Below are 10,574 nucleotides of genomic sequence, written 5' to 3' on the forward strand. Positions count from 1 at the left end.
GTCCTGACCCGTCACCCCTGTGATGAGTGCAACTTTTTTTGACATGAGAACGATCTTTCAAACAAAAACGCCAGGCATCAGGTCTCGTCAGACCTGTCCTTGACCAAAGAAGCGCGCGCGCTGATCCTCAGGCACGAGAGGCATCCACTCCCGCAGGAACCGCTCCTGCAGGCGGTAGGCCTCCTCCGGGTCGCGCGAGAACGAAGACACCCGAACCAACAGCCCGTCAGCGATCAAGCCGTCGAACGCGTAGCCGATCTGGGCGAGCTTGTGGCGCATGGGCGAGTTCACGACCTGGTCCCCGATCACCATCCAATAAGTCACCGGCTCGAATCGCGTCTGCAGCTGCGTTTCCACATGCTTGACCGGGATCCGGAAGTCGCCCAGTTGCATGTCGCCGTCACGGGGCTTGCTGACCTTGAAACCCTGTGCCGCGTAACAGACCTCAGGCCGATGCACCTTGAAGCCGTCTGACTGGTCTTTCCCGTAGGCAATGGTGAGCATGATGCGCTCGCCCTTGTCATTGATGTAGACCCGATCGGCCACCTCAGTGTAGATCGCCGCCACCTGCGCCGCGACATCAGGTGGCAACGGCACGGTGAACTGCGCCTTGTCCACCCGCCATGACCCAATCTGGTCCGGCAGGGCCGCAGACAACGGCGGCCGCGGGCTCACATCGGCCATCCGCGTATCGGGCTGCGCCCAATGGCCAAACCAGCCGGCAAACACCATCAGGCCTGCGGCCACCACGGCCGGCAGCAATCGCTTTGCGACGCTCATGCGGCCCCCTTCTGGCCACGGGCCCCATCCTTGAAGAACACGCCTGCCAACCGATCAATGAAGTAAATGCCCACCAACGACACCGCGAACAGCACCAGGCCAGAGAAATCATGCACAAAGCCCTGGCCCACCTCGTCGCCGAAGTAATACGTCACCAGCACCAGAATCACCACACGGGTCACGTTGGCGATGAACGACGTCGGGATGATGGCGATCGCCAGGAAGATGTTGCGCGCTTTGGATGTGTAGTTCATCAAGCGCATGTACAACAGCCCGAGCGACTCCAGCGTCAGCAGCGAGTTCATGCCGGAACAGGCATCTGCCACCAGCAACTGATACTGCCCGATCACCAGCGTCACGCCATTGCGCCCGATGGGGTAGCCCGCATGATGCAACAGCCACTCCGTCACCACCGACACCGCCTGCTTCAGCGGCATCGTGATGCCCTGCACGATCGTCTCGGGCAGCGGCACCATGAACAACATGAAAAACAAAGGGAACCAGGCCGCTTTGAGCGCCGCGCGTCCATGCACCAAAAGAATGCAGGCACCAAAGATCACCGGCTGCGACAGCGTCGTCAGCATGTTCAGCGACTGGGAGTAGCCGAAGGCATGCACCACCAGACCTGCCAGCAGCAAAGGGAATCCCAGCGCCATGTCAGGCTGAGCCGCCCCCGCGAAGATCTTTTCCCGGTCGTGCCAGAGCAGCCATAGGCACACGCCCAAAATCAACGGGCCGTGACCATGCACATCCACGTGCCAGACCTCATCAGCCAAGCGCATGTAAGTGGGTGTAAACAAAACACCCAACCCCAGGATCAACACCACCACGGCTGCAGCATTGGCGCCCGGGGGCAGGGCCAGCATGCTGCGCATGCTCGAAGGAGCGGAAGTAGACGACATGACTGCGCGCAATCTTCAGTTACAGCGAGCGATTGTGCCCTTTCACGCCGTGAAGTTCCGTCGAATAGAACCCTGTATTGCCGCCAGTCACCTACATAGGTTCCGGGTTAACGCGAAGCCGGGCTCAACATCATTCGACAACGCACGCCATTGAATGTCACGAATGTCACATCTTGGGGAAGGTCCTCCCCCCGTATCGATGGCTTTCCCTGAGCGAAGCCTCAAGACCCAAACCTAGAATGACGACAAACAGGCATCGCAGTCCACGGGCTGCAGGCTCATAAAAGATTCACCCCAACCTGAGGGGCTTTGTATGCGACACCCAGATCCCAACTTCGGCTACCCTTCGTTGTCCATCGCCGACCACGAGCGGATCAAGGCGCGCGTACAACAACCCTCACCCAGCAGTCCCTTCATGCGTCGCGGCGCTTTCGTTCTCGATTCCCACATCGACGCCATCAGCTGGGAAGACGTTCTCTCACGCATCGTCGCGTGGGCAGACCAACGCCAGTCGCGTTATGTCACCCTGTGCAATGTGCACTCGGTCGTCACTGCAGCGCAAGACGATCACTTCAACAAAGTCATCGGCCAGGCTGATCTGGCCCTGCCAGACGGCGCCCCGGTTGCCTGGGCGCTTCGCCGCGAAGGCCATGCCAACCAGCAGCGCATCAACGGTCCTGACCTGATGTGGCGCTACCTCGCCGTGGCCGAGCGCCTGGGGCACAGCGTCTTCTTCTACGGCAGCAGCGACGAAACCCTCGACAAACTGCGCGCCCGCATCACCGCCGCCTTCCCCAAGCTGCGCATTGCCGGCATGCTGTCGCCCCCCTTCCGCCCCCTCTCGCGTGAAGAAGATCAACTCGACATCGCCCAGATCAACGCCTCGGGCGCCAACGTCGTGTTCGTCGGCCTCGGCTGCCCCAAACAAGAGAGCTGGATGCATGCCCACCGCGGCAGCATCCGTGGCGTCATGATCGGCGTCGGCGCCGCGTTCGACTACCACGCTGGCATCATCCACCGCGCACCGGCATGGATGCAGAAGATCGGCATGGAGTGGTTCCACCGCCTCTGCAGCGAGCCGCGCCGCCTGGCCAAGCGCTACTTTGTCACGAACACCGTGTTCATCGCCCGCGTTGTCAAGGCCATGTTCTTCGGCCAGCCCGAGCGCAAGGGCCGCACGAACGGCTGACACGCGCTTTCGCGTCGCCCAGCTAAAACGGCCTGGTTTCCCAGGCCGTTTTTCATGCGCCTCGACACGATCAGGCGCCAGATTTCAGACCCTTAAAAGCCTCCCGCGTGTAGATTTCACACACACGCGTGACCTTGCCTTGCATCTTCAGTCCACCCGCAAGGTCCGCAGGGAGGTTTCATGCACGTACCGCACTCGACCGCCGGCACTGTCCGGCAGCTGCTCCAGCCCGCTGGCCGCCTCGCCGCCTTGTTGCTCGCAGCCGTCGCGCACCACGGGCCCGCCCACGCCTATCAGATCGAAGAGCGATACGACAGCGCCTTCCAAAGGGCGGGCGCAGGCCTGGGCTACGGCGTGTACGGCGGCCCCTGGCAGCCGCCCATTGCCACCCCGGGGCAAAGGAGCGACTATCAAATCATCACCCCCGGCACGACCACGTCGCCCTTCGCCCCTGGCCGGTACATCGGCGGCGACGGCGTCGCGTTCGAGTCCACTGTGCAGGTCCCGGCCGTGTTCTACCCGAACATCGAGCAGCCCTTCCAGGCCCACGCCTGGGCGGTGGCCAGCAACCGCACCGGCCAGCTCGTGGCGCATGCGCATGGCACCCAGTTCGAACAGATCCGGACCATGCCGCTGCCGATGGGTATCACCGGGCCACAGTTCGACGGCCTGTGGGCGATCGGAACCAGTACCGCACAAAGCAGCAACTTCTGGAATATTTCTCTCAACCGCAGCGCCGCCAGCCAGCTCGCCACCCAGCCGCTCACCTTCGGGCTGACGCTGGAAGTCAACGCCCGTTACGCGCCGAACCCTGACAACGCATCGCACCTGCCTCGGCCCATCGAACTGGGTTACAGCACACTCGAAGTCAGCCTCACCTTCCGACGCCTCGCCCTCGGGATTGTGAGCGGCACGCCTGAAATGCCCGACGGCGGGCCGCTCGAGGTCACCACCTCGCAGACCTATCTGTTCAATGGCGACAACCAGGGCCGCCAGACGCTGCGGATCGAGCAATCCATCGGCGAACTGACGCACTGGTGGAGCGAAGTTGACAAAGACTTCACCCTCGGCCGCAATGGCGACCTGCGCGCCCGCAGCTGCCTGGACATGCGCGCCGGCATCTTCTGGGACGACCTCTGCAGCATCAGCGTCACCGCAGATATCCGCCTGTTCACCTACTCCAACCACCACATGGCCGAGGCAGACGTGAGCGCCACATGGGACGCAACCCAGAACGGGAGCACTGACAGCATTTGGAAAGTCACCACTAGCGCCCCCCAATGGGGCGAACCGATCAGCCCACTGCTGGCCACCCGGCCGTCGCTCGCCACGCCCGTGCCTGAGGCAGGGGTGTGGTGGATGGTGTTGGCGGGGTTGGGGGTGGTGGCCTGGCGACAATATCGGGCGCGCCCTTAAAAATCCCTGAAGAATCAACAACGCTGGGGCGAACTTCAATTTGACATCGCGTGACGGGTTTTACAGTTTGTCGCGAGAGCATGGGCTCTCACAAACTCGGGAGGAAACCCAAATGCGCCATTCGATTTTCACCGCAGCACTTCTTTTTGTGACGGCCTTATCTTCGGCCAACGCAACCCCAGTCGCCACTTCAACCGCGTCGATCAGCAATATCCGCTTTTCGATTCAGGATCTGAACATGATGGACGGCATCTCGCCTTGGTATAGCCTGAGCCCGAGATCGACGAGCATTTCCGCAAACGCCTCGTCCCCGAGCGATTCGCTTTGGTTCACCAGGAACATCAACCCGGGCGTGGTTGGCTCTCTCAACACCATTCAGCAGACGTTGGACGGCGTGTCTCAGGTCGGGATCAACTTGACCGGCGCGGCCACCACCTTGACCGGCAGCACCACCCTGCGAACCGGGAGCTACAGCGCAAGCATGTCCGGGTCTGGTGGCTCGGCTGGCGGGCAGATCGCGCTGTCGGCCAACTCCATCCTGACCATCACCGGCACGATTTCGGCGAGCGCCACCGCCAGCAATACTGGCTGCTTCAATTACTACTATTACTGCGGCAACAGCGCCAGCGCACGCGCAAACGTCTCGCTGAGCTACGGCTACTACGTGGGTACCAGCTACATCACCGGGTCTTCGCAGGACTCGGTTTCCGCGTACGTGAGCAACTACTACTGGAATCAATCGCCCAGAAGTACCTCGGACACGCACAACTTCACGCTGTTCTTCGTCAACATGTCGAACGCCACGCAGTACGCCAACCTTTCGCTGTCAAGTTCGATCAGCGGTGGCGTTACTTCTGCCGTGCCTGAAGCGGACGCGTACGCCATGGGCCTCGCCGGATTTGCGGTGGCCGGTCTGCTCGCGCGGAGGCGACGCCCCATGGCTAGCTGAACGCATTCGTCAGGACGCAAGCGCCTTACCGGCTCCTGACCCATCAGCACATCGCCCGGCTCAGGGCGATTTTTCGTTTTTTACGTCTTGCTTCATCTTCATCACTCCGGTCACCCCCTGTGTCGGGGGGGGCCACGCAACGATTAGTGACGTCCTGCCTCCAAGCGGTGCGCGTCCCCATTCGGGTGGTACCAAAGTGTCATCCGGGGACATTACACTGCAGCGAGTCAGGGTTCACCCAGGGCGTATCGGGAGCGTCCGCGGTCTGGCTCACGCATCAAACACTTGCATTCAGTTAGATGCAATAACAACCAGCTACAACAATGAAGCTGCAAAGCAAGATTTTCGTCGCCGGACACCGCGGCATGGTCGGAAGTGCCCTCGTGCGCCGTCTTCAGGCCGCCGGTTACACAAATGTTGTCACCCGCGGTCGGCAAGAGCTTGATCTGCTCAACCAGCAGGCAGTCCACGCCTTCCTGCAAACCGAGAAGCCTGACTACCTCTTCATCGCGGCAGCCAAGGTTGGCGGCATCCACGCCAACAACACCTACCGGGCTGATTTCCTCTATCAAAACCTCGTCATCGAGGCCAACCTGATCCACGGCGCTCACCTGGCCGGCGTCCAGCGTCTGATGTTCCTGGGCTCCAGCTGCATCTACCCCAAGCTGGCGCCCCAGCCCCTCAAGGAAGACTGCCTGCTCACTGGCCCGCTTGAGCCCACCAACGAGCCTTACGCCATCGCCAAGATCGCAGGTATCAAGCTTTGCGAGGCCTACAACCACCAGTACGGCCGGCAATACGTCAGCGTCATGCCGACCAACCTGTACGGCCCCAACGACAATTACGACCTCAACAACAGCCACGTGCTGCCTGCGCTGATTCGCAAGGCGCACGAGGCCAAGCTGCGCGGCGATGCCGAATTGGTCGTCTGGGGCACCGGCACGCCGATGCGCGAGTTTCTGTATGCCGATGACCTTGCCGACGCCTGCGTCCATCTGATGGAACAGGGCTACGACGGCCCTCTGGTCAACATCGGCACCGGCACGGACATCACCATCCGCGAGCTGGCAGAAACCGTGGTCAAGGTGGTCGGCTTTGGCGGAAAGTTGACGTTCGACACATCCAAGCCGGACGGCACCCCCCGCAAGCTCATGGATGTTTCCCGCCTCGGCAGCCTGGGCTGGCGCGCCACCACCGGCCTCCAGGAAGGCATCGCGAAGGCCTACCAGGACTTCCTCGCACGCCACCCCGCTTGATGGCAGGAGTCAGCCCATGAGCCCGATCACACACACCCCCTCCGCGTCCGTTGAACGTCGGTCCTTGCGCCCGATTGCCATGGGTCCGATCGACATGGTGCTGATCCTCGCGGGCTTTCTGTTCATGTACGTCCCCACGTACATCGAGCTTGACCGCACGGTCTGGAACATTGTCGGCCAAGGCCACGGGCCAATCATGCTGGCGCTTTCGCTGTGGCTGGCCTGGTTGCGTTGGCCTGCGCTGGCCAAACTGCCCGCCAACAGCGCGCCAGTGCCTGCTGCCATCGCCATCATCCTGGCGCTGGGCATGCACATCATTGGCCGGTCACAAGACATCCTGTTTATTGATGTCTCATCTCAGATCGCCATGCTTGCCGGCATCCTGCTCCTCTACTGGGGCTGGGCCGGGCTGAAGCTCATGTGGTTCCCCCTGTTCTTCATGATCTTCCTGATTCCGCTGCCGGGCATCATCGTGGCGTCGCTCACCGGGCCGTTGAAAGCGGGGGTGTCCTATGTGGCCGAAGCCATCATGTACGCGGCTGGTTATCCCATCGGTCGAAGCGGCGTCACCCTCACCATCGGCCCGTATCAGCTTCTGGTGGCTGATGCCTGCGCAGGTCTCAACTCAATCTTTGCGCTTGAAGCGATCGGCGTTTTCTACATGAGTGTGGTGGGCCACACGGCCCGGTGGCGCAACATTGCCCTGGCCATTCTCATCATTCCGATTTCGTTCGTGTCCAACGTCATCCGCGTGATCGTGCTGGTGCTCGTCACCTTCTACCTGGGCGACGAAGCCGGTCAGGGCTTCATCCACGACTTCGCGGGCATTCTGCTGTTCATGGTGGCAACCGTGCTCACCATTGCCACCGACTCCATTCTCGGGCTGTTCGACAAGAAGGCTCCGACGGGTGGCAGCACGCCCGGCACCAAGCTTGCTTGATCAGTCTGCGGAGTCTTTCATGTTCAGCATTCGTTCTCTGGTTCTTTGCGTCGTCATGGCCGCTTCTACGCTGACGGCCGGCGTCCTGACGCCGACGGCGCTTTATTCCACACAGCATTACGGCAGCTACAAGCTCGAGCAATCCATCCCCAAGGCGTTTGGAGACTGGCGACTGGATGAAAGCATCAGTTCCGTCGTCGTGGCACCTGAGGTTGAAGCAGAACTGGCCAAGTACTACAACGAGACCGTTTCGCGTACTTACATCAACAGCAAGGGTGAGCGCATCATGCTCTCACTGGCTTACGGCGGTGACCAGGGTCGCGCCCTGCAGGTCCACAAACCTGAGGTCTGCTACGCTGCGCAGGGCTTCAAGATCGTCTATGACGGCAGGGGCCAGATCCAGTCCAACCAAGGCACCATTCCCGTTCGCAGACTGGTTGCCACTCACGGCCCACGCGTTGAGCCCATCACCTATTGGATCCGCTCGGGCGACAGCATCGTCACAGGGTGGTATGAGCAGAACAAGGCGCGCCTTTATTCGGGCCTCATCCGAGGCGAGATCGCAGACGGGCTGTTGGTCCGTGTCTCCAACATCAGCGGCAATCGAGAGCAGTCGTACCAACTGCACGACCAGTTCATGAAAGACCTGCTCGCCCATACGCAACCTGTCGACCACGCCATGCTCCTGGGCCGAGACGGCCTTGCCCAGTCGCTCTGAATCACCCGGCCGCCATCCGTTAGAACGCGCTCACCACAGAAAGCGGGCTCATGTCATTCAGCCAGTTGTTATCCATCCTCAAAGCCAGACGCTACGTTGCGCTTGGCATTTTTCTGTTCACGGTGCTGGTCACGGTGGTGGTCAGCCTGATCTTGCCCAAGCAGTACACCGCTGAAGCCACCGTCGTGGTCGACGTCAAATCCCCCGACCCGATCGCCGGCATGGTCCTGCCCGGCATGATGTCACCGGCCTACATGGGCACCCAGATCGAGGTCATCCAGAGCGAACGGGTGGCTCGTCGTGTCATCAACGAGTTGCGGCTTGCCCAGAACGAATCCATCCGTCAGCAATGGCGCGATGAGACCAATGGTGAAGGCAGCTTCGAGGCCTGGTTGACCGACGTGCTTCAACGCCGTCTGTCTGTCAAACCAGCGCGCGAGTCGAACGTCATCACGATCTCCTACTCAGCCGTTGATCCTCGCTTTGCCGCAGCGCTGGCCAATGCGTTCATGCAGGCCTACATTGCGACCAACCTGGAGCTGCGGGTCGAGCCTGCGCGCCAGTTCGGCACGATGTTCGAGGCCCAGAACAAGCAGGTGCGTGAGCAGCTTGAAGCAGCCCAAAGCCGCCTGTCGGCCTACCAGAAAGAGAAAGGCATCATCGCCACAGACGAGCGTCTCGACGTAGAAACCGCTCGACTCAATGAGCTGTCCAGCCAGCTCGTGGCCATGCAATCGGCGACTGCAGAGTCGATCAGCCGCCAAGCCGCGTTCGACAACAGCAGCCAGGAAGTCCTGAACAACTCCGTCGTGGCTGCGCTCAAGGCTGATCTGGCACGACAAGAAGCCCGCCTGAAAGAATCCCAGGCCCGCTTCGGCGAAGCCCATCCCGTGATTGTCGAACTCAAGGCGAGCATTGCCGAATTGCGGCAACGCATCGATGCCGAATCGGGCCGCGTCGCACGAAGTGTGGGCATCAACAAGTCTGTGGCGTTGAGCCGCGAAGGCCAGCTTCGCGCAGCGCTCGACCAACAACGCCAGCGCGTCCTGCAGCTCAAGGCCCAGCGCGACGAAGCGGCCGTGCTGCTTCGCGATGTCGAGAACGCCCAGCGTGCCTACGACACCCTGCAGGCGCGCCTCTATCAGACCAACCTTGAAGCTCAGACCACCCAGACCAACATCTCGGTGCTGAAAGACGCCTCGCCGCCAGCGAAACACGCGTCGCCCAAGCTGCTGCTGAACACCGCGCTGTCCGTCTTCATGGGTCTGCTCCTGGGCGTGGGCTGCGCACTGCTGCTTGAGCTGCGCGACCGCCGTCTGCGCACCGACGAGGACGTCTCGCAAGAGTTGGGCGCGGCCCTGCTTGGCGTCATGCCCCGTAGCGATGGCACCACCGAGAAGAGCGCCTTCCGCCTGCCCCGGATCGGCAACAAGACCACGCCCCAACTCGCCGCCCCTAAGCCATGAGCCAAGACCAACAACACAGCGTGCCGATGATTGCGACCGAACAGCCGGCCCGCAGCACTCAAGGCGATATGCCGATTGGCGACATCATCCGCCAGACCAACAACCTCACCGCGGAACAGGTCGAACGCGTCCTTGCCTACCAGCGCGAAAAGGGCGTGAAGTTCGGTGAGGCGGCCGTGGCGCTTGGCCTGGCTCGTCGCGAAGACGTGCTCTGGGCGCTGTCGCAACAGTTCCAGTATCCATATGCCGACTCGCGTCAGAAGCTGCATCCGGATCTGGTTGTCGCCGCTGATCCGTTCAGCGATGCCGCAGAGGCCTTCCGCGACATGCGCAGCCAGATCATCATGAGCGTGCTCGACGGCACCGCCTCTCGCCGAGCGCTCGCCGTGGTCAGCCCCAACATCGGCGACGGTAAGAGCCACTTCGCAGCCAATCTCGCGTTCACGTTTGGCCAGTTGGGCGTGCGCACCCTGCTGGTCGACGCTGACATGCGCTCGCCGCGGCAGCAAGACATCTTCCGCGTCAACAACAGCTCGGGCCTGAGCGGCATTCTGGCCGGGAAGATCGAATCCAGCGTGATGCGCCCAATCGAAGACTTGCCCAGCCTTTACCTGCTGCCGGTGGGCATCGTGCCGCCCAACCCGCTCGAATTGGTGCAGCGCCCCACTTTCGAGCTGCTCATCAAAGAGCTGCAACTCAAGTTCGACTACATCATTGTTGACACACCGGCCATGGAACACGGCTCTGACGCACGCGTGGTGGCCGGCAAATGCGGTGCAGCGCTGATGGTGGCCCGCCGCGGCACCAGCCGCATGCGTGCCCTCAACAGCGCCATGACCTCCATCAAGAAGACTGGCACCCATTTTGCGGGTGTCGTCATGAACGAATACTGAATCAACACAGGCTACCAAGCATGACCAAGAAAGTTGCATTGATCACAGGGGTGACGGGCCAGGAT

General features: G+C 61.5%; 10 protein-coding genes. 8 read left to right on the forward strand and 2 right to left on the reverse strand.

All coding sequences use genetic code 11. The features are described 5' to 3' along the window. Nucleotides 1-87: 87 nt before the first annotated feature. Both epsI (GTZ97_RS16280) and xrtB (GTZ97_RS16285) read right to left on the reverse strand, forming a co-directional pair. On the reverse strand, nt 88-780 hold the full coding sequence (gene epsI, locus GTZ97_RS16280) for an exosortase-associated protein EpsI, B-type (RefSeq protein ID WP_161652037.1): 693 nt from the start codon (nt 778-780) through the stop codon (nt 88-90). Then, nucleotides 777-1,682 carry an exosortase B gene (gene xrtB, locus GTZ97_RS16285; RefSeq protein ID WP_161652039.1) on the reverse strand — a complete coding sequence of 302 codons (906 nt, stop codon included), beginning with the start codon at nt 1,680-1,682 and terminating at the stop codon, nt 777-779. Before xrtB (GTZ97_RS16285) ends, epsI (GTZ97_RS16280) begins: the two co-directional genes overlap by 4 nt. A 313-nt stretch (nt 1,683-1,995) precedes the next feature. On the opposite strand from xrtB (GTZ97_RS16285), the gene GTZ97_RS16290 reads away from it, so the two are divergent. From GTZ97_RS16290 to GTZ97_RS16325, 8 genes are all read left to right on the forward strand, one after another. Then, nucleotides 1,996-2,871, forward strand: a complete 876-nt coding sequence (locus GTZ97_RS16290; RefSeq protein ID WP_236651278.1) for a WecB/TagA/CpsF family glycosyltransferase — start codon at nt 1,996-1,998, stop codon at nt 2,869-2,871. Between the two features lie 180 nt (nt 2,872-3,051). Beyond that, nucleotides 3,052-4,287, forward strand: coding sequence for a hypothetical protein (locus tag GTZ97_RS16295; protein ID WP_161652041.1), 1,236 nt, complete (start codon nt 3,052-3,054; stop codon nt 4,285-4,287). A gap of 112 nt (nt 4,288-4,399) precedes the next feature. Continuing rightward, nucleotides 4,400-5,236 carry a PEP-CTERM sorting domain-containing protein gene (locus tag GTZ97_RS16810; protein WP_161652043.1) on the forward strand — a complete coding sequence of 279 codons (837 nt, stop codon included), beginning with the start codon at nt 4,400-4,402 and terminating at the stop codon, nt 5,234-5,236. A 323-nt stretch (nt 5,237-5,559) separates the two neighbouring features. Continuing rightward, nucleotides 5,560-6,492, forward strand: a complete 933-nt coding sequence (gene fcl / locus GTZ97_RS16305) for a GDP-L-fucose synthase (RefSeq protein WP_161652045.1) — start codon at nt 5,560-5,562, stop codon at nt 6,490-6,492. After that, nucleotides 6,392-7,432, forward strand: a complete 1,041-nt coding sequence (gene xrtB, locus GTZ97_RS16310) for an exosortase B (protein ID WP_236651279.1) — start codon at nt 6,392-6,394, stop codon at nt 7,430-7,432. Before fcl ends, xrtB (GTZ97_RS16310) begins: the two co-directional genes overlap by 101 nt. A 19-nt stretch (nt 7,433-7,451) precedes the next feature. Beyond that, complete coding sequence (gene epsI, locus GTZ97_RS16315) at nt 7,452-8,150, forward strand: exosortase-associated protein EpsI, B-type (RefSeq protein WP_269089948.1); 699 nt, start codon at nt 7,452-7,454, stop codon at nt 8,148-8,150. A gap of 50 nt (nt 8,151-8,200) precedes the next feature. Beyond that, complete coding sequence (gene epsF / locus GTZ97_RS16320) at nt 8,201-9,616, forward strand: chain length determinant protein EpsF (protein WP_161652049.1); 1,416 nt, start codon at nt 8,201-8,203, stop codon at nt 9,614-9,616. Then, the gene (locus tag GTZ97_RS16325) at nt 9,613-10,509 is read left to right on the forward strand and encodes a polysaccharide biosynthesis tyrosine autokinase (RefSeq protein ID WP_161652051.1); all 897 of its coding nucleotides are present in this window, start codon (nt 9,613-9,615) and stop codon (nt 10,507-10,509) included. Before epsF ends, GTZ97_RS16325 begins: the two co-directional genes overlap by 4 nt. Nucleotides 10,510-10,574: the final 65 nt, after the last annotated feature.

The organism is Aquabacterium fontiphilum, from assembly GCF_009909205.1.
Lineage (GTDB): Bacteria > Pseudomonadota > Gammaproteobacteria > Burkholderiales > Burkholderiaceae_C > Aquabacterium > Aquabacterium fontiphilum.

Coding starts and splice junctions, on each gene's coding strand:
- epsI (WP_161652037.1), bottom strand. CDS start 780: ATGAGCGTCGCAAAGCGATTGCTGCCGGCCGTGGTGGCCGCAGGCCTG.
- xrtB (WP_161652039.1), bottom strand. CDS start 1,682: ATGTCGTCTACTTCCGCTCCTTCGAGCATGCGCAGCATGCTGGCCCTG.
- GTZ97_RS16290 (WP_236651278.1), top strand. CDS start 1,996: ATGCGACACCCAGATCCCAACTTCGGCTACCCTTCGTTGTCCATCGCC.
- GTZ97_RS16295 (WP_161652041.1), top strand. CDS start 3,052: ATGCACGTACCGCACTCGACCGCCGGCACTGTCCGGCAGCTGCTCCAG.
- GTZ97_RS16810 (WP_161652043.1), top strand. CDS start 4,400: ATGCGCCATTCGATTTTCACCGCAGCACTTCTTTTTGTGACGGCCTTA.
- fcl (WP_161652045.1), top strand. CDS start 5,560: ATGAAGCTGCAAAGCAAGATTTTCGTCGCCGGACACCGCGGCATGGTC.
- xrtB (WP_236651279.1), top strand. CDS start 6,392: ATGTTTCCCGCCTCGGCAGCCTGGGCTGGCGCGCCACCACCGGCCTCC.
- epsI (WP_269089948.1), top strand. CDS start 7,452: ATGTTCAGCATTCGTTCTCTGGTTCTTTGCGTCGTCATGGCCGCTTCT.
- epsF (WP_161652049.1), top strand. CDS start 8,201: ATGTCATTCAGCCAGTTGTTATCCATCCTCAAAGCCAGACGCTACGTT.
- GTZ97_RS16325 (WP_161652051.1), top strand. CDS start 9,613: ATGAGCCAAGACCAACAACACAGCGTGCCGATGATTGCGACCGAACAG.